We start from the raw sequence: 26,283 nt of genomic DNA, 5'->3' as shown, positions 1-26,283 counted from the left end.
ATGCAGAAAAAAATACTATACTTATTGGTATTGCCATTATTAATATATCTTTTTGGATGCGATAAGGAAGAAAATGCAACAAACCTAGATTATGGTTTTGCTTGTTGTGTGTTGGACCAAGATGGAAATGATTTATTAAATCCTATGAATCCAGATGCAATAGATACTTCTCAAATACAGATTTATCATATAATCGATGGCGAACCCGTTTTTTATTATAATGCAATGTCTAGTATTCCAAAAGGATATAGTATTCATGCTCCCTATGACAATATTAATTATTTAAACATTATTATACCTATTAGTTCTCATATTGAATATGAAGATAGATCGGTTACTATTGTAAAATGGGATGAATATGATTCTGACACAATAACAGTTCAGATAGAAAAAATGGGGAGTGTACAATTAGGAACAAAATATTGGATAAATGGAAATGAAGATATTGATTGGATTAATCAAGGGCTGAAAGTTGCTAAAATAGTAAAGACAAGAGAGTAATATGCAGAAAAGAATACTATACTTATTGGTATTGCCATTATTGTCAAGCCTGTTTAGTTGCGATAACCAACATCCAGACCCCTATTTTTATTTTGGCTTTCGTAGTTATGTTGTAGATCAGAATGGAAATGATCTGTTAAATCCGAATAATAAAAATTCAATCGAAACATCTCGAGTCAGAGCTTTTTATAAAAAAGAAGGCAAAATGATAGAATATGAGGTTTCAGGTATTTGTTTTTTCAGAGAACCTGATATTTCTGAAGATAAATACTCTGTATCAGTAGCTCTTAGCCTTTATACAGATAACGAGGGTAAGTCGGTGACAATTATAAGATGGAACGATTATGAGTCTGATACGATTGAGGTCAAAATATCGAAAAAAGAATATTCTATAATTGCGACAGATTACACTCTAAATAGTAGTGCTCCCAATTGGGTGAATAAAGAGCTTAAAATTGCTCAAATAATAAAGAACCGATAGATATAAGATGTATTATTATATGCCATAGATAATTAATTCAGTAGAAAACAGACATAATACTTTGGTAACAACAATGTATTGGTTGCGATTATAATAAGCCTATGAATATATAATCGCAATCTTTTTTTTATCTTTGTGTGCATAAAAGAATTAATCAAAAACTTCTCTATGCTCGAAAAGATTATTATCCTCGATTTTGGCTCACAAACCACCCAACTAATTGGTCGCCGCGTTCGCGAACTGAATACATATTGCGAAATAGTTCCTTATAACAAGTTTCCTAAAGATGATACTACCGTAAAAGGAGTGATATTATCAGGCAGTCCTTTCTCTGTAAATGATAAAGACGCATTTAAAGCCGATTTGTCAGAAATCAGAAAGAAATATCCTGTATTGGGCATTTGTTATGGAGCACAATTTTTGGCACACACCTCAGAAGGAAAAGTCGAAAAAGGCGATTCTCGTGAATACGGGAGAGCACATTTAGTATCTATGGAGCAAGATCCATTGTTTGATGGTATAGCTAAAGGTTCACAAGTCTGGATGTCTCATGGAGATACAATAACAGTATTGCCTTCTACTTTTGATATAATCGCGAGTACCGAAGATGTAAAAGCTGCTGCTTATAAAATACAAGGCGAGCAAACTTGGGGAGTACAGTTTCACCCCGAAGTATTCCATACAGTAGATGGAACTAAGCTGTTGAATAATTTCCTGAATATCTGTGGTTGCAAAAAAGATTGGACTCCGGCTTCATTTATAGAATCGACAGTTGCTGAATTGAAAGCTCAATTGGGTAATGACAAAGTTATACTTGCTCTTTCGGGAGGAGTCGATTCATCGGTAACAGCCGTGTTGCTGAATAAAGCAATAGGTAAAAACCTGACGTGTGTATTTGTCGATCATGGTCTTTTGCGTAAGAACGAATTCGAGAGAGTTCAAAAAGACTATGAGCATTTAGGATTAAATGTAATAGGGGTTAATGCCAAAGAAAGATTCTACAAAGCATTGGCAGGCGTTGCTGATCCCGAAGAGAAGAGAAAAATTATAGGAAAAGGCTTTATTGATGTCTTTGACGAAGAAGCTCATAAGTTGAAAGATATAAAATGGTTGGGACAAGGTACTATCTATCCTGATATTATTGAATCGCTTTCGATAACAGGCACAGTAATTAAGTCGCACCATAATGTCGGTGGACTTCCCGAGAAGATGAATTTGAAACTGGTAGAACCTTTGAAGCTATTGTTTAAAGACGAGGTTCGCAGAATTGGTTTAGAGTTGGGCATGATGGAACATCTTATTAAACGCCATCCATTCCCCGGGCCCGGACTAGGTATCCGTGTCTTAGGAGATATTACGGCCGAAAAAGTAGAAATACTTCAGAACGCAGATGATATATATATAAAGATGTTGAATGAATATCACCTCTATGATAAGGTATGGCAAGCAGGAGCAATACTTTTACCTGTGAAATCAGTTGGAGTTATGGGAGACGAGCGTACGTATGAATTTACAATTGCACTTCGTGCAGTAACATCAACAGATGCGATGACTGCCGATTGGGCACATCTACCATATGAGTTCCTTGCTAAAGTGTCTAATGAGATTATTAACAAAGTAAAAGGTGTGAACCGTGTAGTATATGATATATCATCTAAGCCACCTGCAACTATAGAGTGGGAGTAAATTGAACATTATATATAACGAGATATAAGAAAAGAGAGGCTGACAATAAAATCAGCTTCTCTTTTTTATTCAGATGCAGTAATAAATCCATAGAAAGAAATAGAATTCCTTTGTCTGTGTAATTATTTTATCCGTTTTTTCGAAATTAAATGAGTCGTGAAATTGTACCAAAGTCTTATCAATAGTAGCTTTCCGTTGATTCCCCCCCAATCCTCATTTTTTTTTCACAATGTAAACCACTGTTTAGATATAAGTTAGGGAATAAAGGAAAAAAGTTTTCAAAAATAGTTGTAATAATATTTGGAGCGTATATAAAAAGCGACTACTTTTGCACTCGCTTTAAAACCGAGAGACGGTTATAAAACGAAGCAAAAAAGAACGATCTTTGACACGGTTGATACATAAGAAACAAAAAATATAGCATTAGACGGGTAGAGACTAATTTTAGATTAGAGACTCTAACTCAACGTCAAAAACCTTGAGTAAAAAAAGACAAACGCTTCAAAGAATATAAAAAAGATATACAAAGAAGAGTTTGATCCTGGCTCAGGATGAACGCTAGCGACAGGCCTAACACATGCAAGTCGAGGGGTAGCATGAAGTAGCAATACTTTGATGACGACCGGCGCACGGGTGAGTAACACGTATGCAACCTACCTTCTACAGGGGAATAGCCCGGAGAAATTCGGATTAATACCCCATAACGCAGGGATACCGCATGGTAATATTTGCTAAAGATTAATCGGTAGAAGATGGGCATGCGTTCCATTAGCCAGTTGGTGAGGTAACGGCTCACCAAAGCAACGATGGATAGGGGAACTGAGAGGTTTATCCCCACACTGGAACTGAGACACGGTCCAGACTCCTACGGGAGGCAGCAGTGAGGAATATTGGTCAATGGACGAGAGTCTGAACCAGCCAAGTCGCGTGAAGGATGACTGCCCTACGGGTTGTAAACTTCTTTTGTATGGGAGTAAAAAAGGTTACGAGTAACCTATTGCAAGTACCATACGAATAAGCATCGGCTAACTCCGTGCCAGCAGCCGCGGTAATACGGAGGATGCGAGCGTTATCCGGATTTATTGGGTTTAAAGGGTGCGTAGGCGGGATGATAAGTCAGCGGTGAAAGTTTGAGGCTCAACCTTAAAATTGCCGTTGAAACTGTTTTTCTTGAGTATATTTGAAGTAGGCGGAATTCGTGGTGTAGCGGTGAAATGCATAGATATCACGAAGAACTCCAATTGCGAAGGCAGCTTACTAAACTATAACTGACGCTGAAGCACGAAAGCGTGGGTATCAAACAGGATTAGATACCCTGGTAGTCCACGCCGTAAACGATGATTACTAGCTGTTTGTGATATTACAATAAGCGGCTAAGCGAAAGCGATAAGTAATCCACCTGGGGAGTACGCCGGCAACGGTGAAACTCAAAGGAATTGACGGGGGCCCGCACAAGCGGAGGAACATGTGGTTTAATTCGATGATACGCGAGGAACCTTACCCGGGCTTGAAATGCATCTGACCGATCTGGAAACAGATCTTCTAGCAATAGCAGATGTGTAGGTGCTGCATGGTTGTCGTCAGCTCGTGCCGTGAGGTGTCGGCTTAAGTGCCATAACGAGCGCAACCCACATTGTTAGTTACTAACAGGTCAAGCTGAGGACTCTGACAAGACTGCCAGCGTAAGCTGTGAGGAAGGTGTGGATGACGTCAAATCAGCACGGCCCTTACGTCCGGGGCGACACACGTGTTACAATGGATGGTACAGAGGGTCGCTACCTGGTGACAGGATGCCAATCTCCAAAGCCATTCCCAGTTCGGATTGGAGTCTGCAACTCGACTCCATGAAGCTGGATTCGCTAGTAATCGCGCATCAGCCATGGCGCGGTGAATACGTTCCCGGGCCTTGTACACACCGCCCGTCAAGCCATGGAAGCTGGGGGTACCTGAAGTACGTAACCGCAAGGAGCGTCCTAGGGTAAAACTAGTGACTGGGGCTAAGTCGTAACAAGGTAGCCGTACCGGAAGGTGCGGCTGGAACACCTCCTTTCTGGAGAAGCCTTGTCTAACAAAGAGACCCTTTGAAGAAAAGGAATCTACCCGATGTCTAATGTCTTTTTTAAAATGTTTCAAAACCTATGTACAACCTAACAAAATAAGAGAACAGAGAAGCTGTGTATCCACAGTTTCAGGCGCACAAGAACAAGCCAGTCCTATAGCTCAGTTGGTTAGAGCGCTACACTGATAATGTAGAGGTCGGCAGTTCAACTCTGCCTGGGACTACAAAGTACGAAGGAAGTCACGCTTCCCACTACGGGGGATTAGCTCAGCTGGCTAGAGCACCTGCCTTGCACGCAGGGGGTCAACGGTTCGAATCCGTTATTCTCCACAATACCTATGTAATAGGTAAACGATCTTTGACATGATGTAAAAAAGAGCAAGTAAAAATATAACGAGTATATATCAAACCGGTATATAAGAGTTTGTAAGAACCCTTATAAATCAGGCGAAGAAAAAAGTAAATAAGGGCACATGGGGGATGCCTAGGCTCTCGAAGGCGAAGAAGGACGTGATAAGCTGCGAAAAGCTTGGGGGAGGAGCAAATATCCATTATATCCCAAGATCTCCGAATGGGGCAACCCGGCGGTTGAAGAAACCGTCATCTGGTCTAACCAGAAGCAAACGTGGGGAACTGAAACATCTAAGTACCCATAGGAAAAGAAAACAAAAGTGATTCCCAGAGTAGTGGCGAGCGAAATGGGATTAGCCCAAACCAATAATGTTTCGGCATTATTGGGGTTGTAGGACTGCGCTGTGGCAAGAAGTTAGAGTAGTAGAACGATTTGGAAAGATCGATCACAGAGGGTGATAATCCCGTATACGAAACCCTAACCAAGCCTAGCAGACTCCTGAGTAGTGCGGGACACGAGAAATCCTGTATGAATCCACCGGGACCATCCGGTAAGGCTAAATACTTCCGAGAGACCGATAGTGAACCAGTACCGTGAGGGAAAGGTGAAAAGAACCTCGAACAGAGGAGTGAAATAGACCCTGAAACCATGTGCCTACAAGCGGTCGGAGCCAGTAATGGTGACGGCGTGCCTTTTGCATAATGAACCTACGAGTTACTCTCATTGGCAAGGTTAAGTACTATTGAGGTACGCAGCCGAAGCGAAAGCAAGTCTTAACAGGGCGCTTAGTCAATGGGAGTAGACGCGAAACCAAGTGATCTACCCTTGAGCAGGTTGAAGGTTGGGTAACACCAATTGGAGGACCGAACCGGTAAGCGTTGAAAAGCTTTCGGATGACTTGAGGGTAGGGGTGAAAGGCTAATCAAACTTGGAGATAGCTCGTACTCCCCGAAATGCATTTAGGTGCAGCCTCGGCTTATAACTTATGTCAGGTAGAGCTACTGATTGGATGCGAGGGCTTCACCGCCTATCAAGTCCAGATAAACTCCGAATGGGCATAAGTTTTTACCGGGAGTGAGGGCATGGGTGCTAAGGTCCATGTCCGAGAGGGAAAGAACCCAGACCATCAGCTAAGGTCCCCAAATACATGTTAAGTTGAATTAACGAAGTGTTGCTACAGAGACAGCTAGGATGTTGGCTTGGAAGCAGCCATTCATTTAAAGAGTGCGTAACAGCTCACTAGTCGAGTGGCGATGCGTGGATAATAATCGGGCATCAAACATGTTACCGAAGCTATGGGATAAAATATTATCGGTAGGGGAGCATTCCGTTCAGCGTAGAAGGCGTAGCGTAAGCTACTCTGGAGCGTACGGAAAAGCAAATGTAGGTATGAGTAACGATAAAGGAGGTGAGAAACCTCCTCGCCGAAAGACTAAGGTTTCCTGATCAACGCTAATCGGATCAGGGTAAGTCGGGACCTAAGGATAAGCCGAAGGGCGATTCCGATGGACGAAACGGTTAATATTCCGTTACTACTGTATAGAGTGATGTGGGGACGCAGAAGTGAAACTACTGCCATCTGACGGAATAGATGGTTAAAGAGTGTAGATGTTGATTTTAGTAGGCAAATCCGCTAGAAGAGTCGAACTTGAAAGTATGACGAGCCCTTGTGGCAAGTTAAAAATGTAGGTAAACAAACTGCCAAGAAAAACCGCTAAACGCTAATCTATATCGTACCCGTACTAAAACGGACACACGTAGTTGGGTTGAGTATACTAAGGCGCTCGAGTGATTCACAGTTAAGGAATTAGGCAAAATGACCCTGTAACTTCGGGAGAAAGGGTACCTACAGCAATGTAGGTCGCAGAGAATAGGTCCAGGCAACTGTTTAACAAAAACACATGGCTATGCAAATTAGAAATAAGAAGTATATAGCCTGACACCTGCCCGGTGCTGGAAGGTTAAGAGGAGAAGTCATCAGCAATGAGAAGCTTTGAATTGAAGCCCCAGTAAACGGCGGCCGTAACTATAACGGTCCTAAGGTAGCGAAATTCCTTGTCGGGTAAGTTCCGACCTGCACGAATGGTGTAATGATCTGGACACTGTCTCAACTGTGAGCTCGGTGAAATTGTAGTATCGGTGAAGATGCCGATTACCCGCGATGGGACGAAAAGACCCCGTGAACCTTTACTATAGCTTTACATTGAATTTGGGCACTTGATGTGTAGGATAGGCCGGAGACTATGAAGCAGGTACGCCAGTATTTGTGGAGTCACCCTTGAAATACGGCCCTTTAATTGTTTGAATTCTAACCCGTGGATACGGGGACACTGTATGGTGGGTAGTTTGACTGGGGTGGTCGCCTCCAAAAGAGTAACGGAGGCTTCTAAAGGTGCGCTCAGAACGATTGGTAACCGTTCGTAGAGTGTAATGGCATAAGCGCGCTTGACTGAGAGACCGACAAGTCGATCAGGTAGGAAACTAGAGCATAGTGATCCGGTGGTTTCAGTATGGAATGGCCATCGCTCAAAGGATAAAAGGTACTCCGGGGATAACAGGCTGATCATTCCCAAGAGCTCATATCGACGGAATGGTTTGGCACCTCGATGTCGGCTCGTCACATCCTGGGGCTGGAGAAGGTCCCAAGGGTTGGGCTGTTCGCCCATTAAAGTGGCACGCGAGCTGGGTTCAGAACGTCGTGAGACAGTTCGGTCTCTATCTATCGTGGGCGCAGGATATTTGCGGAGATCTGACACTAGTACGAGAGGACCGTGTTGGACAGACCCCTGGTTTACCGGTTGTTCCGCCAGGAGCATCGCCGGGTAGCTAAGTCTGGATCGGATAAGTGCTGAAAGCATCTAAGTACGAAGCCGGCTTCAAGATAAGATATCCTTATAAGGGTCGTCGCAGACTACGACGTTGATAGGCTACAGGTGTAAAGGCAGTAATGTCATAGCCGAGTAGTACTAATTGCCCGAAACTTTTTTCCATGACTCTGCCCAGAGTCTCGCCTGATTGACCCAGGTTTGCTACATACAAGTTATTTGAAAGCTCTTTTACATCATCTCAATTAAATCTCTATAAGTAGATATTTAATTTACAATATTAAGGTGGTTATAGCGTTGGGGATCCACCTCTTCCCATTCCGAACAGAGAAGTTAAGCCCAACCACGTCGATGGTACTGCCATTAGGTGGGAGAGTAGATAGCCGCCCTCTTTTTAAACAGCCTCAGAGTTTTATACTCTGAGGCTGTTTTATTATATACACACAACACAATTTATTACACTCTTAATAATCTCAAAACAAATACATCGCGTAAAGAACACCAATCACTGAGCCATACAACTTTAATAGCAGCAGTTATTTTGCGAGCAATCACTCAAAGCTGCTTTTAGATCTACAATGCCCAAAAAGAAAGGTTTAAGAATTTCTCGAATGATAAAAAATACAAAGAAGAGAGAATATATTACCTGCTAATATCACGATTAGAATATATATTTTCTATTTTTATGGATGTAAAGCATATTTATAAATAATCTGAATATATTCTTGATACTTATCTACAAATGGAGCAACTATTACACTATGTATGGAAGCATCGACTTTTTCAATCGGACTTAAAAACAACAGATGGAATTCCTATCGAAATATTAGATGTTGGTTTACATAATACAGATGCAGGGCCTGATTTCTTTAATGCTAAAGTAAAAGTAGGAGAGAGGGTTTGGGTTGGCAATATAGAGATACATAGGTCATCAGAGGATTGGTATAAACATCAACATGATAAAAATAGTGTATATAATTCGGTAATATTGCATGTCGTTGAGTTTGCATCCGGCACTGTGCATAATGAGGCCAAGCTACCCATACCTCAGTGTGAGATAAAGTATCCTCAACATATAAAAGACAATATAGAATTTTTATTGAACTCGGATGTTTCCTTACCGTGTTGTAATTATTTAAAAGACTACCCTTCGATCCATTTGCAAGGATGGCTTAATGCTCTATTATTAGAGCGTCTCGAACGTAAATCAGCAGACATCCAGAAGTTGCTGGATAGATTTAATAATTCATGGGCAGATGTGTTTTATGTGCTGTTATCAAGGTCTATGGGATTTGGTCTTAATTCGGATGCATTTGAGCGCTTAGCTTTGAGTCTGCCTTTGCATTATATCTTAAAACAAGGAGATAATCCATTACAGATAGAAGCCCTGTTATTCGGACAGTCAGGTATGCTGGATGATATTGATTTATCTGATGACTATACTAAAAAACTTCACCAAGAATATAGTTTCCTGAAGAATAAATATTCTCTGACACCTTTAGACAAGGATATATTTAGAAAGTTACGTATCCGGCCAACGAGTTCACCGCATATTCGTATTGCACAATTAGCAAGTCTGTTACAGAACATCCAAGGGCTTTTTGCTAAAATATTGGAATGTAAAGATTTGGGACAGATCCGTCTGCTTTTTCATGTGAATGCCTCAGAATATTGGCAAACTCATTATCATTTAGGGGAAGAATCACCACGTAAGAATAAATATATAGGTGATGCTTCGTTAGATGTGATGATAATAAATGCAGTAGTACCTGTTGTTTTCTCATATGGTCGGAGACTAAATGATGAACAATATGTTGACAGAGCTTTAAATTCGCTAGAATTAATCAAGCCCGAATCAAATTCGATTATAAAGCAGTTCGCTTTATATGGAATAAGAACAAGAAGTGCCTATGATACTCAAGCACTCATTCAATTGAAACGCGAATATTGCGAAAAAAGAAAATGTTTGTATTGCAGAATTGGATATAAGTTATTATCTGGAAAATAGACAGAGGGTGATGTCTATGAAGTAAAAGAAAATATCTAATAATATATTTTATAGCATAACGACTTATTGCTTTTTTAGTTGCCAGAGCAATAAAAAGGTCTGAGTCCTTAGTTCAGTGAACTTGAATTGAGTTATTTTTTACTGTACCTAATTATAGAAAGAAAATGGAATATTGTGATTTGTTTAAGCATCTGAAAGATATTGAATCTTATGATGCTAATGAGATCGAAATTGACGATAATACGGTATTACGAAATTATAATTTTGAGTCGAACTACCGTTTCATTCTGCCGGGAGGGTCAGGTAATAGTGACGATTACGAGTACATTCTCTCAGGAACAGAGCATGAGTATGAACCTGATATTATTCAGGAGATGCTCAACAAAAAAGATGCTGAGATTCTTGAGAATATTAAGTTCCGTTATCATGTAATAGCACCCAAAAACACATCCAAAGCAAAAGGTGTGTTACTGATGTTTCACGGTTTTAATGAAAAGCACTGGGCGAAATACCTGCCATGGGCAAAATATATTGTTGAGAAGACTGGCAAGGCTGTGATCTTATTTCCCATAGCATTTCATATGAATAGGGCTCCGGCTGCATGGAGCGATATGCGTGAGATGTATTCGATCAGTGAGCAACGCAAACAACGTCATCCGGATGTGATTGGTTCCAGCTTATCGAATGTTGCTATCAGTACACGTTTGCACAATAAGCCGCAAAGATTTATATGGTCTGGCTTGCAAACCTATTATGATGTAATTGATCTCATTGAAGATATTAAAGCAAATAATCATCCGACTATAGATGCCGAAGCTTCCATTGATGTATTCTCATACTCGATAGGAAGTTTCTTATCTGAAATATTGATGATGACCAATAAAAACGGATATTTTTCGAAATCGAAGTTTTTGTCGTTTTGTGGAGGAGCTGTCTTTAACAGGCTATCACCCGTTTCTAAGTTTATTTTGGATAGTGAGGCAAATGTAAGCCTCTATTCGTATGTGGTTGAACATCTTGAAAGCCATATGAAGAGAGATGAAGTCTTAAGGCATTATTTGGGAGGAGTACACCCTGAGGGAGTCAACTTCAGAAGTATGCTGAACTATAAAACCCTCACCAAATACCGCGAAAGTAAGTTTAGAGAAATGAGTGACCGAATTTATGCTATTACACTAAGAGAAGATACAGTTGTTCCTGCTTATGAGGTCATAAATACTTTACAAGGTATTAACCGTGATATTCCTATCAGAGTTGATATATTGGACTTTCCTTATAAATACAAGCATGAAGATCCTTTTCCGGCTTTGGATAATATAAAGAAAGATGTAACAGAACAGTTTAAACGAACATTTGATTTATTTTGTGACTTTTTGAAATAAGGTTACAGACTGATATAAATAAACCCGACCGAGATAGATCTCAGTCGGGTTTATTATTATATGGTAAAGAATCGTTTATCGAAGTAACGAGCTTCTAAAACCTTCGTATTCTTTATTTAATGCAATACTTTTCTTTTCACCCTTCATGAAGGCTTTTAAAGTCGCAGGAACTTCTATCTTCTTGTCGAGAATAGATTCTACTGTTTCTAAGAATTTAGCCGGGTGAGCAGTCTCTAAAAAGACGCCAACTTCATCTTCTTCCAAATAATCAGCAAGACCTTGATAAGCACATGCCCCATGTGGATCTAGTAAATAACCTGTTTTTTGATAAGTCTCTCTTACAACATCTTTAATAGTATTATCATCATACCATTCACCGGAAATATCTTTTTTTATTTCCGAAAGAGAATGATTGTATAAATCCAATATACGTGCAAAATTACTTGGATCGCCTACATCCATCGCATTGGCAATGGTTTGAACAGATGGGCGAGGGTTATACTTACCTGTCTGCAAGTATTTATAAAATATATCGTTACTATTATTGGCGGCAATAAAACGTTTAATAGGCAGTCCCATTCGTTTGGCGATAAGTCCCGCAGTAAGATTTCCGAAGTTTCCACTCGGAACACTGATCACTACATTCTCAGCCTTATTCAGTTTTTTCAACTGTGCATAAGCATTGAAATAGTAAAAAGCCTGAGGAAGAAAACGAGCCACATTAATCGAATTAGCAGAAGTCAGATTCAGCTTTTTATTCAGCTCTTCATCCATAAAAGCAGTCTTTACTAAAGCCTGACAATCGTCGAATGTTCCATCTATTTCGAGAGCAGTAATATTTTGTCCAAGAGTCGTAAACTGACATTCCTGAATATTACTGACTTTTCCTTTCGGATATAAGACATACACATGAATACCATCGACACCCAAAAATCCATTGGCTACGGCACTTCCTGTATCTCCCGAAGTAGCTACAAGAACTTTAACATCGCTTTGTCCCTGCTTTTTGATAAAGTATGCTAGTAAACGAGCCATAAAACGTGCACCTACATCTTTAAAAGCCAATGTAGGCCCGTGATACAGTTCTAAGCTATATATATTGTCGTTTACATGTACTAGCGGAGTATCAAAGTTAAGCGTGTCGTAAACAATCTGTTTCAGAGTATCAGCTTCGATATCTTCGCCAAAGAAAGCATCGGCAACGGTATAAGCGATCTCCTGAAAGCTGAGAGTGTCTATTTTATCAAAAAACGATTGAGGTAATTGCTTTATCTTTTCGGGCATAAACAAACCTTTGTCGGATGCCAGCCCTTTAACCACAGCTTCCTGTAAGGTAGCCTCTTGTGCCTGTTTATTTGTACTATAATATTTCATATCAGATTTTTGATCTATTTCTATTTTATGGACGAAAGATTTTTCGCGTCTATTATTAGGACTTGTGACTATTTATTAAATAAAGTATCCATAAATTCATGACCGACCAAAATACCAAAATCTCCTTTTGCAGACTCAAATTCGTCATATACCTGTACATCGTCAGCTTCTCCATTTGATCTGTAGATAAGAAATGGAACAGGCTTGTTGGTATGTGTACGCAAATGGCAAGGGGTAGGGTGGTCGGGAAGAATAGCTATTGTTACAGGTTCAGTCCAATCTTTAGTAGCCTCATAGATAGTTTTTACAACACGAGAATCAAGATACTCTATTGTTTTTTTCTTTAATTCGTAATCGCCTTCATGACCCGCTTCGTCACTGGCTTCGATATGTAGATATACAAAATCGTCATTCTTTAGAGCATCTATAGCAGCCTGAGCTTTACCTTCGTAGTTGGTATCATATAATCCGGTTGCACCTTCTACATGAATCAGCTTCAAACCGGCGTATTTACCGATTCCCATAATTAAATCGACTGCCGATATTACCGATCCGCTTTTTATACCGTAAAGTTCTTGCAAAGTCTGCATTTTGGGTCTATACCCAGGCGACCAAGGCCAGATGCTGTTAGCAGGGTCTTTGCCTTCTGCAATGCGTTTTTTATTGATGGGATGACCTTTCAGTAATTCCTGAGATTTCAGTATTAAACCATTCAGATATTTAGCAGTTTCTTCGGCATCAGGAGTTGTAGCTTTAATCAGTACATCTTCAAAAGGAGTGCCAATTACATCATGTGGCGCCGTACAATCCAGATTCTTATTTCCATCTTTTATTTTCAACAGATGGCGATACGATACTCCCGGATAAAAACTGGCAATATCATCGCCTAGTTCTTTTTCCAAAAAATGGATTAATTCAGCAGCTTCTTCCGTCGAAATATGTCCGGCAGAGTGGTTTTTGATCTTGCCATCTTCAATACAGATAACATTACATCTCATAGCCATTTCTCCAGGAGCAATATCTACATCCATGCTGGCAGCTTCCAAAGAACCACGCCCTTCAAAAACAAGTGGAACATTGTATCCAAGTACCGATAGATTAGCAATTTCGCTACCGGGTTTAAATCCAGCAGGTATTGTATCCAATAATCCGCTTTTTCCTTTAGCCGCAAGCAAATCAATGTATGGTTTATGTGCAGCCTGTAACGGAGTTTTATTTCCTAAAGCTTCGATTGGCTCATCGGCCATTCCGTCTCCTAAAATTATAATTGTCTTCATGCTTTATCCTAAATTGCAATCCTTAAATTTTCATCTCTGTTTCTAGTAAAGCACTAAAATATACAAAATATTTTAAAGGAGGTTGCTTTTATGTTTTATTGTCACTCTTTTTTGTCAAAAAGCTATCAATAAGAAAATTTAATCGGTAGCTTCGTTATTTGAAAAAAGGAAGTTACACAAGGTGACAAAAGTAGATTACATTTTACTTGAAGGGGTATATTTATGTCATTTTTGTAGATTGCTTATTATCAGTGTTAAGGATTGAAAAACATTACAAAGATGACAAAAGTGACAACTTTTTCCAGCCTTTTCTTATGTCACTTTTTAGTTGTCTTGGCAAAGATATTATCTGTTGATTTAATTAGTTCCATAACCTTAAATTTTGTCATAATACTTTCTTTTATAGATAAAATAGGCTTTATGGAGTCCCTGTGAGAGGAATGAGTGAAGTTATGCGGATAAGGCTTCAGGGTACTCCTTAAGCGTTTTATTCTCGAACCAATTTCTTAAAGATTTAGACTTCATCTGTGAATTCAGGGAGTGGATTAAACCCTAAATTAAAAGATCTCTACTGATATTGATATATCATTTATTTACATTAATATTGTTTTTTCATTAAAAAATATTTTGATCAAATGGAAATTAAAAAAATAATAGAGAATAAAGGACTGTTTATGAATTTGCTTCTATTGGGCGATGAAAAGGAAAGTATGATTCTCAAATATTTAGAAAGAGGGGAATTATTTGCATTATATGACACTGATTTAAAAACGGTTTGTGTCGTAACGCAAGAAGACACAAACACTTGCGAAATTAAAAATATTGCAACTTACGAAAAAGAACAAGAGAAAGGATACGGAAGTTTAATGATAAAGCATATCATTGAGTACTATAAAGATAAATGTGATACACTATTACTTGGCACGGGTGAAGACGATAAAATATTGTCATTTTACAAAAAAATCGGATTTGTTTATTCACATACGGTAAAAGACTTTTTCATAGACAATTACGATCATGAAATGTTTGAAAATGGGAAACAATTAAAAGATATGATTTATTTGAAAATAAATTTATCTTAACTGTCAGTTGGCTAATGAGATAAGTTGTGATAGGCAGAAACAAAAAGCGGAGAGAGTTTTTCAACTTTTTCCGCTTGAGTACCCAGAGCCGGGATCGAACCGGCATGGAAGTGAATCCACTGGTGTTTGAGACCAGCGCGTCTACCAATTCCGCCATCTGGGCATTTTTTGTGAGTGCAAAGATAGATATATTTTCGAATATACCATACATCTCTTCTTTTTTTTGAAAAAAGAAGTATTTTTTTTTCTCTGCATAAAATATATTACATTTGTTTACGTCTTAATGTTAGACGTAAACAATAGATATAAATTCATACCCTATTTTATACCATGGACAATAAAAATAGTTATTGTGTGATAATGAGTGGAGGAATTGGCAGTCGTTTTTGGCCATTTAGTCGCGAAGCTCGTCCCAAACAATTTCTTGACTTCTTCGGTACAGGTCGTTCGCTTTTACAAATGACCGTAGATCGATTTAAGAAGATCTTACCTGTCGAAAATATATTTATTGTAACAAATGAAAGTTACGCCGAACTTACTATGCAAGAGGTTCCGGAATTAGCTCCTAGCCAAATTTTATTAGAACCCCTTAGGAGAAATACCGCACCATGTATTGCTTATGCCAGTTATCATATTAATGCAATAAATCCGAATGCTAATATAGTTGTAGCTCCCTCTGACCATCTTATTCTCAAAGAAGATGAGTTTGCTGCTGTTATAAACAAAGCATTAGGTTTTGTTGAAAACCATGAAATCTTATTAACTCTAGGAATCAAGCCTAACAGACCCGAAACTGGCTATGGATATATTCAAATTGATGAAGAGACTGTTGGGGATATAAATAGAGTAAAAGTATTTACAGAAAAGCCCAATCTCGATTTAGCCAAGATTTTTTACGAAAGCGGTGAGTTTTTATGGAATTCTGGGCTATTCATTTGGAATGTTCAGACTATTTTAAAAGCTTTCAATGATAACCTTTCGGAAGTAGCAACCATTTTCAATCAAGGAAAAGATATATATACAACTAAAGGTGAGAAAGCTTTCATTCAAGAACAATATTCTTATTGTCCAAGCATTTCTATCGACTATGGAGTAATGGAGAAAGCAACTAATGTTTGTGTTATTACAGCAGACTTCGGATGGTCAGATCTAGGGACATGGGGATCTCTGCATGATATTTCCGATAAAGACAAGGATGCTAACGTCTCTCTTAAATGTCAAACCTTATTCTATGAAAGTTCGGAAAATATTATAGCACTACCTGATGGGAAATTAGCTGTCATACAGGGCTTAAATAATTATATAGTTGCCGAAGTGGATGATATTCTTTTGATATGCCAAAAGGATCAGGAACAGCGTATTAAGCAGTTTGTTGCCGATACGAAATTAAAGTATGGTGATAGCTACATTTGATCAACAGAAGATATGACGATACGAAAAAAGAGTGGCATCATATGTCACTCTTTTTTTATAATTTTGCAAACAATGAATAAGATATCTATTATAACAGTAAACCGAAATAATGCTGAGGGCCTCGAAAGAACCATAAAAAGCGTTATCAAGCAAACTTATACTAATTATGAGTTTATTATTATTGATGGAGCTTCAACAGACAACAGTGTAGATATTATAAAACAGTATTCGTCGGATATATCTTTCTGGATAAGCGAAAAAGACACTGGCGTATTCAATGCCATGAATAAAGGAATAGAACGCTCAACGGGAGACTATTGTTATTTTCTTAATTCAGCCGATACTTTTGCAAAAGACAATGTGTTGAAAGATATATTTGGGTCACAAACCTATACAGCTCCTTTTATTAATGGGCATCAGATTAATGATTTTGGAAATTACACTCAAAAAGTGCCTAGCTTAAACAGATATCTTACTTTATTCGATTTTTATTGGGGAACAATTAAGCATCAGGCCACCTTTATTCGTCGTAATTTATTTGACACTTATGGATTATACGATGAAACCCTAAAGATAACCTCGGATTGGAAATTCTTCCTGCAAACAATTGGCTTGAAAAACGAACAACCTGTATTTGTTGACGTTGACATTGTTCTTTTTGAATGGGATGGATTAAGTACCAACCCACAACTTATAGACTCCCATATACATGAGAGAACTCAGGTTTTAGACGAAAATATTCCTAAGACTATACAAAAAGACTATGAGAATTTTCATGAGATGAGCGATTATGTATATATAATGAATACGATGAAAAGAAGTGCTCTCTGCTCTTTTCTGATAAAAGCCTTAGTGAAGCTATTCAAATAAGTAATACTTTATAATATAACTAAGAACGTTAAGTAATATCTATTATACACTTCTCTTCGATAGATATGCCGAACAAGGCAAAATCATACTTAACAGGATCTTCTGCATCAAACAACCTTAAGTTATCAGTCAGCTCTTTGGCTGCGACCCAATCAGGCTTGTCTCTTGATAATAATCCAATCTTTTTGGCTGTACGCTCTACATGCAAATCGAGAGGACAAATAAGATCTTTCGGCTGAATGGTTTTCCACAAACCAAAATCGACTCCCTGCTCATCGTTTCTCACCATCCAACGCAAATACATATTCAAACGTTTGCACGCCGATTTACGCAAAGGGTTAGGTATATGTTTACGTGTACGTGAAGGGGCATCCGGAGCATCGAAGAAATAATTCTGAAAATAATTTAAACCACCTTCTACAGTCATACCCTTATTAGGGAAAAACGCCGTTTCGAGTGTTGAATATCGGGCATAATGCCTTTTAAAAAAATCAATACAGTACAAAAGGTCTGTATCATTAAACGTACGGTGCTTAAACCCGATCAATTGTTTTAAATCTTCCTCTTTATGCTCCGTTATAAATTGATAAGGGGCATTATCCATTCTCTGAGAAAGTTCTTTACATTTATTTATGATAGTGGGGCGTTGTCCCCAAGCGAAAATAGCAGCAAAAAAACCCATTATTTCGACATCCTCATATCTATCGTAAGAGTGAGGTATGCAAATGGGATCATTTTCTATGAATTGAGGACGATTATAGAGTAAAACCTTCTGATCTAAAAAATCCTTAAGGTATTCAAAATTTATTATAGCCATTATTATAGATTAATATATTTATTTGTATCTTTCGTAGTTATAAACAACTATTGTATATAATACGTTATATATAGATATGAACTAAATTAATAATAAAAGAACAAAAGACATGAAAAACAAGGTTAAAATTCTCTTTCGGTCTACTATGATTGCATTGTTTGCGGTCATATTGGTTTCGTGTAGTAGCAAATTAACACCCCTCTCCCCATCACTTTTCAGTGTAACTCCAACACCAATGGAGGTTCAAGGATCTAAAATCCCTGTAACTGTAAATGGAAAATTCCCTGAGAAATGGTTCAATAAAAATGCAGAAATAACAATTACACCCGTATTGAAGTGGGGAATTTCAGAACAAGTAGGAACATCCGTTAATTATCAAGGTGAGAAAATAGCCGGAAACGGTATTGTTGTTCTCCAAAAACAAGGTGCTCCTTTCACAATCAAGTCTGAATTTGATTATGATCCTGAAATGACAAATCCTGCATTGTATCTACGCTTTACAACCCTTGTCAAAAATAAACCTGTAACTCTTCCTGATGTGAAAATTTCTGAAGGATTGATTACTACAGCAGCATTAGCGAATGCTTTAACCAATACTCCGGCTGACGCTCCCGATGATTTCCAAAAATTAATCAAGGACGCTTATGATGCTAACATCCTATTCCTTATTCAGCAAGCTGAACTAAGATCGAGTGAGTTGAATTCGAATAATCTAGCAGCGTGGAAAAGCCTGGTGAAAAGTGCTGATAATAACCCTAAGCAAAAAGTTAATGTTGAAGTATTAGCTTATGCTTCGCCCGATGGAGGTTATGACCTAAACTCTAAATTGGCTGCGCAGCGTGAAAAAAACACAACCGGTTATTTGAATAAAGAATTCAAAAAAGAGAATGTAAATACAAATGTATATGCGAATTATACAGCTCAAGACTGGGAAGGTTTCAAAAAGCTGGTAGAAGCTTCGAGCCTTCAAGACAAAGACTTGGTGTTACGTGTACTTTCGATGTATCAAGACCCGGCGGATAGAGAACGCGAAATCAAGAATATTTCAGTTATATATAAGGATCTGGCAGAAACCATACTTCCTCAACTAAGACGTTCTCGTTTGATAGCTAATGTTGAAACCGTTGGAAAAACCGATAGTGAATTGATTCAAGCTTTTAATACTAACCCATCTACTCTTACGGCTAATGAGCTTTTATATACTGCAACATTAGACGGTACTCCTAAAGAAAGAATATACACGGTGGTAACTCAAAGATTCCCTACCGATTACAGAGGATGGAACAATCTAGGTGCTTTCTACTTCGAAAATGGTCAGATAGATGCAGCTCAAAAAGCATTTGTTAAAGCTCAACAAATAAATAATAAAGCTCCTGAACCCAATATGAATCTAGGTTTGCTGGCAATGGCTGACGGTGATATCGCTAAAGCCGAGCAATTAATTGCAAGTGGCTCACAAGCTAATACTTCAAATGAAGCTCTTGGTCTATTGTATTTAAAGAAAGGTGATTATAATAAAGCTATTCAAGCATTTGGAAATACTAAATCAAACAATGCTGCACTGGCTCAAATATTGACCAAAAATTATAACCAAGCAGAGCAAACTCTTAATGCTATAAGCAACAAAAATGGTATGACTCATTACCTCGAAGCAATAGTAGCTGCCCGTACAAATGATGCAACAGGTGTTGCCCATCATTTAGGAGCCGCATTTGAGGCTGACCCTTCTTTGAAACAACAAGCAATTTACGATTTAGAGTTTGCTAAGTTTGCAAACAATACAACTGTATCTTTCTTATTGAAATAAACTGCGACTTGTTATTTCTTTTAGTAGATTAGATAGAGGTTACTTAAAAGAAAAAGAGTTCAAGTTAAATTATAAAATAAATAAGGCTACCCATCCGGTAGCCTTATTTATTTTGCAATCATGGTAAGTATCATTACTCCATATTGATTTCTTTCCCTTGATAGAAATCCAATATCTTACTTCTAAACACAAAATCGTATTTAGATTGTATTTGTTCCGATTTACTGCTTATCAATTTAGTTTGTGCTTCATTATATTCAAAAACACTTGTTTTACCTATCTGATAACGCTCTTCAGCATATTTAAATGATTCGGCAGCTGCCTCATAGGCTTTCTCTGTAGAAATAAACTTCGCCTGTGCCGCTGTGGCATTTTGATATGCCTGTTGGATTTCTTTAAACAGAGCCAACTTAACATTATCGAGTATCAGCTGTTGATTCTCTATATTCAAACGGGCTTGACGTACCTGATTACGTGTTTGGAAACGATTAAAAATAGGCACACTTAGATTTAGCCCCAAAGCTATCCGGTAGTTATCTCTCAATTGATGAGCGATAGCCGAATTGGGAATGTCGTTATCATAAACATGACTGAAACTATTTTCATATGACGCTCCAAAAGTAAGAGTTGGCCAATATCCCGCCTGAGCCACCTTTAACGCCTTCTTGGTGCTCTCAACGTTAAATTCAGCCTCCTTTACGTGAGGTCTCGTCTGTACTGCCTGATCGTATACAACATCCGGTTTTACTAATCCAGATAATACATCCTCAACCATTACGGTTTCGGTCAATTTAGGAGCCTCAATATCAAAATCCTCCATTGTCTGGAGGTTTAATGCTTGAGACAAGTTCAATAGGCTTAGTTTAAGATCATTGTCTGATGTCGTAACATTCAACTCATCCTTAGCTAATTGTGCCTTTATATCATATAATTGTGACTGTGCAACTTTGCCGGTTTCGACCAAAATAGCAGTTCTTTCTACTTGTGTCTGTGTCAGAGATACTTGTTCCTTAAACACTTTCAGAATTTCTTTCTTAAACAAAACATCCAGAAAATAGGCTGTAATTTGCAGTTCCATATTTTCTTTCGCTTTATTCAGACCTGCCATAGCCGCATATAAACTCAACTCATTCGCTTTTATTTGGTTCTGGATACGGAATCCCGTAAAAATAGGCACACTTGTTGATACCGAGAAGCTCGTAAGCGATGCTGTTTTTGCCTCAAAAACACCTGTAGACGCATTAGGAGAACGTCCAAAATTGAAGCTTTGTCCTACAGCTCCTGTTAAATCGGGTAATTGTTCGTTTTTGCTTGAATTAAGATCTACATCAGCTCCTTTAACTTTCAGATCCTGTTGCATTATTTCGATATTGTGCTCTATCGCAAAATCTATACATTGCCTTAAAGTCCAACCGGACTGGCTTTGTGCACTCAGTGTTAATAATAAGCAACCTACTGCTATAATATATTTTTTCATCAAACTAAATCGTATTTAAGTTCTCAAACCTGTTTTTATACATACTGATTATAAGCATCTTTTAGTATACCTTACTTAGGTTGTTCAGGTATATTCGCTTTTTCATCCTTTTCGTTACCTCTGATTTTTTGCCCTTTGGTCAATCCCGATTTAACTTCGATATTTATACCATTCGACAATCCAACAGTTACATACTTCTTGTCAAATACCTGTTTGGGGGTTTCTTGAGTAAGCACATACACAAATGCCGAATCGTTGCTGAAAGATACAGTACTCTCAGGTACAGTTAAAACACCTTTAGCATTAGCCACCATTATTTGAGCATTGGCACTATAACCTGCACGTATGTCTATGGAATCTGTAATTTTTGCTGCTGCCTTTATTTCAAAAAGAATAGCTCCGTTTTCCTCTACTCCTTTTGGTGCAACATATTCTAGTACAGCATCGAATTTTTTATTATCAATTGCACCGATTGACAATCTTATAGGCATTCCGACATGAATACGACCTACTTCAGTTTCATCCACCTTTCCTATAAAAATCATATCGGACATGTTAGCTATCGTAGCAATAGTAGTTCCTTCATTAAAATTATTAGATTGAATAACCGAATTACCCACTTTAACCGGTATATCTAGGATCATCCCATCAATAGTAGATTTAATCTGCGTATTACTATATTTAGCTGTTTTTTTAGAAACTCCCGTACGGATAATATCTAAATTATCTTTAGCATTTTCGGCATCTTCCTGAGCTTTTCGGTAATCGGCCTCAGCTTTATCCATTTCTTCTTTAGCTATCACACCTTTTTCAAATAACTGCTTCTGACGATTATAGTCAGCACTCGACAAATTAAGATTTATCTTTGCAATATTTACTTGGGATTCGGCTGCGCTTAAAGAGGACGACTCAGGTACAACCTGTATAGTCGCTATCACCTCTCCTGCTTTTACGTGGTCACCCGCTTCTTTTAATACGGTTTCTATAATACCTGCAATCTGAGGTTTAATAAGAACTTCGTCACGGGGAGAAACTTTTCCTGTTGCAACAGTTGTATTCTCAATATCGCCGTCAACAACTTCGACAATTTCATAAATAACCTCTTTGGGCTGACTCTTGTTCCAGAGGAAAACAAAAACACCTACAACTACAACTGCGATAAGAACTACTCCAATTATACTGAAGATTTTCTTCACAGGACTTTTCTTTTTTCCGTAACTTTCCATATTTAATTGATGTTTATTTTTTGCTTTTTCTAATTATAGATCTCGTCTTTTGATAAATTTATTCTTCTCTGATTGCATCAATAGCTTTGATGCTTAACGCTCGCAGAGCAGGCATCAGCCCGGCAAAAAGTCCCGAAGCTATAAGTATTGACATTGACACAAGGGCTGTCCCAAAAGAGATGAAAGGTGGTATAAAGAACATATCTTCACTTGCTCCTCCTCTCATTCCTATACTTATTAACTCCAGAATTATAACTCCGAAGAACAATCCTCCGAATCCTGCAATAAAAGTAAGAATAAAACTCTCGCTCACAATTTGTGAAACTATTGTGACCGGTTTTGCTCCCAATGCCCGACGTACTCCAATTTCGCGAGTTCGCTCACGCACCGTAACCAACATAATATTACTGACACCGATGATACCAGAAAGTAAAGACCCAAGACCTACAATCCAGATAAGGGTTCTGATTCCAAGAAACAGATTGGCAAAGGTTTTGAACTCTTTTTCGATATTAAAACTACGAACGGCTTTCTCGTCATTCGGTGCGATATTATGATTAGTCTTTAAAATTGTTTTGATTTGATCTTCAAGTGTGGAAACAGACATGCCTTCTTTGGCTGTAGCTCCCATAAAGTGAATAATATCGCCCTGATTAAAGGCTTTTTGCATGGTTGAAAAAGGAATATACACAGAGGTTTCTGCATCACCTCCAATTTGAGCTTTCGAATTGGGACGTATTACACCTACTACCTGAAAATATATACCATTTACACGAATATATGCCCCTATCGGGTCTTGCCCACTATCGAATAAATTTTCGGCAACGGTCTTTCCAATAAGTGCGACTTTACTTACGTTTCTAATATCTAAATCATTAAACAAACGACCTTTAATTACCGTCTGTGTTTGTATTTTAAATTGGTCGGGATATACTCCCATAACTTGAGCCGAAGTTGACTTACGCCCCATCACCACATTTTTAGACGAGCTTTCGCCAAACAACATGGGAGAAATATATTCTAAAGCTGTCGCTTTTTGTTTTATTATCTCAAGGTCACGATTATTCATATTCCACCAACGCCCTTTTCTAAAACCTTTATAAGGCTCACTGGTTACATTCGTAAAAAAGAATCCCGAATTGGTGGCAAATCCTTTAATATTTTGTTCCATTCCTCCCTGAAAGGCATTACCAACACCTATCAGAATCACTAACATAAATATTCCCCAAAAGACGCCGAATCCGGTCATCACACTTCGCATTTTGTTTGCGGTGATGGTATTCCATATTTCCTGCCACTTATCTAAATCGAACATATTCTACTATTTCTTTTTGTTCTTTAAGCATCAGTGATGTTTATGCGACACCCCTAATATTACATCTGTCTATTCCTAACATACTCTCCAAAACCATAAAAAGGTCTGAGGCTTTATTCGGCACGCATAGCTTCGATAGGGCTAATACTTACAGCCCTTTTCGCCGGAATATATCCGGCAAACACACCTGACACAATCAGCACTAAAGTGGCTGCTAAAACGATACCGAGATCAACAGTAGGATCCTTGAAAACACTGGGACCACCATCGCCTGAAGGTGCCATTTTCATACCTTCACTGATTAGTTCGGTAAGTCCTACACCAACTACCATACCTATATACCCAAAAGTGGTAGTTATAATAATTGACTCTAACAAAACCAACTTTAATATCGAATATGGATTTGCACCGATTGCTTTCCGTATACCAAATTCTCGGGTTCGCTCTTTTACTGTAATAAGCATAATATTTCCAACGCCTACGATTCCGGCGATTAGAGATGCAATACCAACAACCCATATAAACATAGTTATGGCTCCAAATATAGATTCTGTTTGGACAGCATCCTCGGCTGTATTCCAAACCCAAATAGCTGATTTATCTTCAGGATCAAAATTATGCAAAGCACCAAGCTTTTCTCTAAGTCTTTTTACAAAGGCTTCATTTTGAGGCATGGTGGTAAGACCTTTTACCGTAAAATCGAGCCTGTCTACTTTATAACCCTGACCATAAAGGCTCTGTGCCGTAGAAAATGGAATATAGGAGGGGACATTAGTACGCCCTGTTTCATCTTTATATACGCCTATTACCTGATAGGCAATTCCGTCAGAAGTAACATACTTGCCTAAAGATTCTTCTCCTTTAAAAAGGACTTGTTCCATTTCGGTATTGATAACGATTACTTTTCGTCTCTGATCCATATCTATCTGATTGATAAACCGACCTTTTCCTGTTGACATATCAATATTGCTGATATAGGCAGCATCCGGATACACTCCAAACATGCCCCATGAGCCATATTCTTTATTAAAGGATATGGTTGCTCTACGTTCAATCTGAGCCGACACATAGTCTGCCTCGGGGATCTTATTGCGAAGTAAATCGTAATCTTTATTGTCAAACTTAATTTCTCGGTCAACCGGTAAGCCTTTGTAGGGCATAGAAACAAATCCTCCCCCTACACTTACGGCATTTTTAGCCCGGCGTGAGAAGTTTGAGGTAATACCATTTTTAAGTCCGTTACCGGCTCCAAGCAGAACTATGAGCATGAAGATACCCCAAGCAATAGAAAACCCGGTCAAGAAAGTCCTGAGTTTATTCTTATTGATGGTAGCACCAATCTCTCTTAATGAATCAAAATCAAACATAGAATATCTATTTACCTTGATGATTATTTATTTCGATCGATCCTATTATTCCATCCTTTATATGTATCACCCGATCAGTAGCATCTGCTACACCTTGCTCGTGCGTTACAATAATCATGGTCATACCGTCGATCTCATTAATCTCACGAAGTAATCTCATTACATCTTCCGAAGTTTTACTGTCCAATGCTCCCGTAGGCTCATCAGCCAGAATTATCTGAGGCTGAGCAATCAAAGCCCTGGCTATTGCCACACGTTGCTTTTGTCCTCCCGATAATTCGTTAGGCAAATGCGTAGCATGGCTGGCAAGCCCCATCTTATCAAGATACTCCATAGCCAATATATTCCTCTTTTTGCGGCTTACTCCTTGATAGTACAAGGGCAAAGCCACGTTTTCCAAGGCATTCTTAAAGGTAATCAAATTAAAAGATTGAAAGATAAAGCCAATCTTACGGTTTCGTAATTCTGCAGCTTTCGATTCACTAAGGTCTTTTATCAAAATATTATCTAAATAATACTCACCGGTATCATAGGTATCCAATATGCCCAGAATATTTAACAAGGTAGATTTGCCGGATCCTGATGCTCCCATTATAGACAGAAATTCACCTTTATCAACACTCATGTCTATACCTTTGAGCACATGCAAAGGTGAGCCGCCATAGTAGGTCTTATTAAGATTTCTTATTTGTATCACTTTTTGTCTGTTTATATATTTTTAGTCAGCCACACTTTACTATTAGTATCATTTGGAAAGGAAATATCACAAAGTTCTAATTTTTTTTTATTCATCAAGCTTTTTATGCTTTTTTTTACTCAAATACCTCATAAAAAGTACTTAAAGACAAAATTACATGTGCTTCATATGCAATTAAGAACATGCCTCGTTATATTAAGACTCCTATTTTTAAGATTGGTTACAAAAAAGAAGCGTTTTTTCTTAACATATATTTTTTCTTCCATT

General features: G+C 38.2%; 17 protein-coding genes, 3 tRNA genes and 3 rRNA genes. 14 read left to right on the top strand and 9 right to left on the bottom strand.

The features are described from left to right. The 10 genes from G7050_RS05870 to G7050_RS05825 all read left to right on the top strand — a co-directional run bounded on the left by G7050_RS05870 (position 1) and on the right by G7050_RS05825 (position 11,294). Positions 1-501 carry a hypothetical protein gene (locus tag G7050_RS05870; protein ID WP_166112531.1) on the top strand — a complete coding sequence of 167 codons (501 nt, stop codon included), beginning with the start codon at positions 1-3 and terminating at the stop codon, positions 499-501. A gap of 1 nt (position 502) precedes the next feature. Further along, entirely contained in the window at positions 503-982 is a 480-nt protein-coding gene (locus G7050_RS05865; protein ID WP_166112528.1) for a hypothetical protein, read from the top strand. Positions 983-1,150: 168 nt separating this feature from the next. After that, positions 1,151-2,668, top strand: a complete 1,518-nt coding sequence (gene guaA, locus G7050_RS05860) for a glutamine-hydrolyzing GMP synthase (RefSeq protein ID WP_166112525.1) — start codon at positions 1,151-1,153, stop codon at positions 2,666-2,668. A 523-nt stretch (positions 2,669-3,191) separates the two neighbouring features. Next, positions 3,192-4,718, top strand: a 16S ribosomal RNA gene (locus G7050_RS05855). A gap of 159 nt (positions 4,719-4,877) precedes the next feature. Further along, positions 4,878-4,951, top strand: a tRNA-Ile gene (locus tag G7050_RS05850). Between the two features lie 32 nt (positions 4,952-4,983). Then, positions 4,984-5,057: transfer RNA gene (locus G7050_RS05845), tRNA-Ala, on the top strand. Positions 5,058-5,179: 122 nt separating this feature from the next. Continuing rightward, positions 5,180-8,069 (top strand): 23S ribosomal RNA (locus G7050_RS05840). Positions 8,070-8,185: 116 nt separating this feature from the next. Then, a 5S ribosomal RNA gene (gene rrf / locus G7050_RS05835) occupies positions 8,186-8,296 on the top strand. Together the 16S, 23S and 5S rRNA genes with 2 tRNA genes alongside form the textbook arrangement of a ribosomal RNA operon. Before the next feature lie 350 nt (positions 8,297-8,646). Beyond that, entirely contained in the window at positions 8,647-9,912 is a 1,266-nt protein-coding gene (locus tag G7050_RS05830; protein ID WP_166112522.1) for a DUF2851 family protein, read from the top strand. A 164-nt stretch (positions 9,913-10,076) separates the two neighbouring features. Next, on the top strand, positions 10,077-11,294 hold the full coding sequence (locus G7050_RS05825; RefSeq protein ID WP_166112519.1) for a DUF6051 family protein: 1,218 nt from the start codon (positions 10,077-10,079) through the stop codon (positions 11,292-11,294). A gap of 75 nt (positions 11,295-11,369) precedes the next feature. On the opposite strand, the gene thrC is transcribed toward G7050_RS05825, so the two are convergent. Further along, a complete protein-coding gene (gene thrC, locus G7050_RS05820; protein WP_166112516.1) occupies positions 11,370-12,668 on the bottom strand; it encodes a threonine synthase in 1,299 nt (432 codons plus the stop codon). A gap of 68 nt (positions 12,669-12,736) precedes the next feature. Further along, complete coding sequence (locus G7050_RS05815; protein WP_166112513.1) at positions 12,737-13,945, bottom strand: cofactor-independent phosphoglycerate mutase; 1,209 nt, start codon at positions 13,943-13,945, stop codon at positions 12,737-12,739. A 635-nt stretch (positions 13,946-14,580) separates the two neighbouring features. Here G7050_RS05815 and G7050_RS05810 point away from each other — a divergent pair. After that, positions 14,581-15,027, top strand: a complete 447-nt coding sequence (locus G7050_RS05810) for an N-acetyltransferase (protein ID WP_166112510.1) — start codon at positions 14,581-14,583, stop codon at positions 15,025-15,027. Positions 15,028-15,106: 79 nt separating this feature from the next. Here G7050_RS05810 and G7050_RS05805 read toward each other — a convergent pair. Further along, positions 15,107-15,190 (bottom strand) — tRNA-Leu (locus G7050_RS05805). A 167-nt stretch (positions 15,191-15,357) separates the two neighbouring features. Between G7050_RS05805 and G7050_RS05800 the strand changes: the two genes are divergently transcribed. Continuing rightward, the gene (locus G7050_RS05800; RefSeq protein ID WP_166112507.1) at positions 15,358-16,440 is read left to right on the top strand and encodes a mannose-1-phosphate guanylyltransferase; all 1,083 of its coding nucleotides are present in this window, start codon (positions 15,358-15,360) and stop codon (positions 16,438-16,440) included. A gap of 72 nt (positions 16,441-16,512) precedes the next feature. Next, positions 16,513-17,310 carry a glycosyltransferase family 2 protein gene (locus G7050_RS05795; RefSeq protein WP_166112503.1) on the top strand — a complete coding sequence of 266 codons (798 nt, stop codon included), beginning with the start codon at positions 16,513-16,515 and terminating at the stop codon, positions 17,308-17,310. A gap of 28 nt (positions 17,311-17,338) precedes the next feature. On the opposite strand, the gene G7050_RS05790 is transcribed toward G7050_RS05795, so the two are convergent. Continuing rightward, on the bottom strand, positions 17,339-18,127 hold the full coding sequence (locus tag G7050_RS05790; RefSeq protein WP_166112500.1) for a TIGR02757 family protein: 789 nt from the start codon (positions 18,125-18,127) through the stop codon (positions 17,339-17,341). Between the two features lie 109 nt (positions 18,128-18,236). Between G7050_RS05790 and G7050_RS05785 the strand changes: the two genes are divergently transcribed. Next, positions 18,237-19,934, top strand: a complete 1,698-nt coding sequence (locus G7050_RS05785) for a lipopolysaccharide assembly protein LapB (RefSeq protein ID WP_166112497.1) — start codon at positions 18,237-18,239, stop codon at positions 19,932-19,934. A 133-nt stretch (positions 19,935-20,067) separates the two neighbouring features. Here G7050_RS05785 and G7050_RS05780 read toward each other — a convergent pair whose 3' ends face one another. From G7050_RS05780 to G7050_RS05760, 5 genes are all read right to left on the bottom strand, one after another. Continuing rightward, positions 20,068-21,411 (bottom strand): TolC family protein, encoded by a 1,344-nt coding sequence (locus G7050_RS05780; RefSeq protein WP_166112494.1) that lies wholly within the window; start codon positions 21,409-21,411, stop codon positions 20,068-20,070. A gap of 71 nt (positions 21,412-21,482) precedes the next feature. Then, the gene (locus tag G7050_RS05775) at positions 21,483-22,607 is read right to left on the bottom strand and encodes an efflux RND transporter periplasmic adaptor subunit (RefSeq protein WP_370521948.1); all 1,125 of its coding nucleotides are present in this window, start codon (positions 22,605-22,607) and stop codon (positions 21,483-21,485) included. Between the two features lie 88 nt (positions 22,608-22,695). After that, a complete protein-coding gene (locus G7050_RS05770) occupies positions 22,696-23,952 on the bottom strand; it encodes an ABC transporter permease (protein WP_166112487.1) in 1,257 nt (418 codons plus the stop codon). 113 nt (positions 23,953-24,065) lie between these two features. Next, entirely contained in the window at positions 24,066-25,319 is a 1,254-nt protein-coding gene (locus G7050_RS05765; RefSeq protein ID WP_166112484.1) for an ABC transporter permease, read from the bottom strand. A 7-nt stretch (positions 25,320-25,326) separates the two neighbouring features. Next, positions 25,327-26,016, bottom strand: coding sequence for an ABC transporter ATP-binding protein (locus tag G7050_RS05760; protein WP_166112481.1), 690 nt, complete (start codon positions 26,014-26,016; stop codon positions 25,327-25,329). Positions 26,017-26,283: the final 267 nt, after the last annotated feature.

This window comes from Dysgonomonas sp. HDW5A (genome assembly GCF_011299555.1).
Lineage (GTDB): Bacteria > Bacteroidota > Bacteroidia > Bacteroidales > Dysgonomonadaceae > Dysgonomonas_A.
Note: the sequence above shows the minus strand (reverse complement) of the source record. Positions and strands in the feature narration are given on the sequence as shown.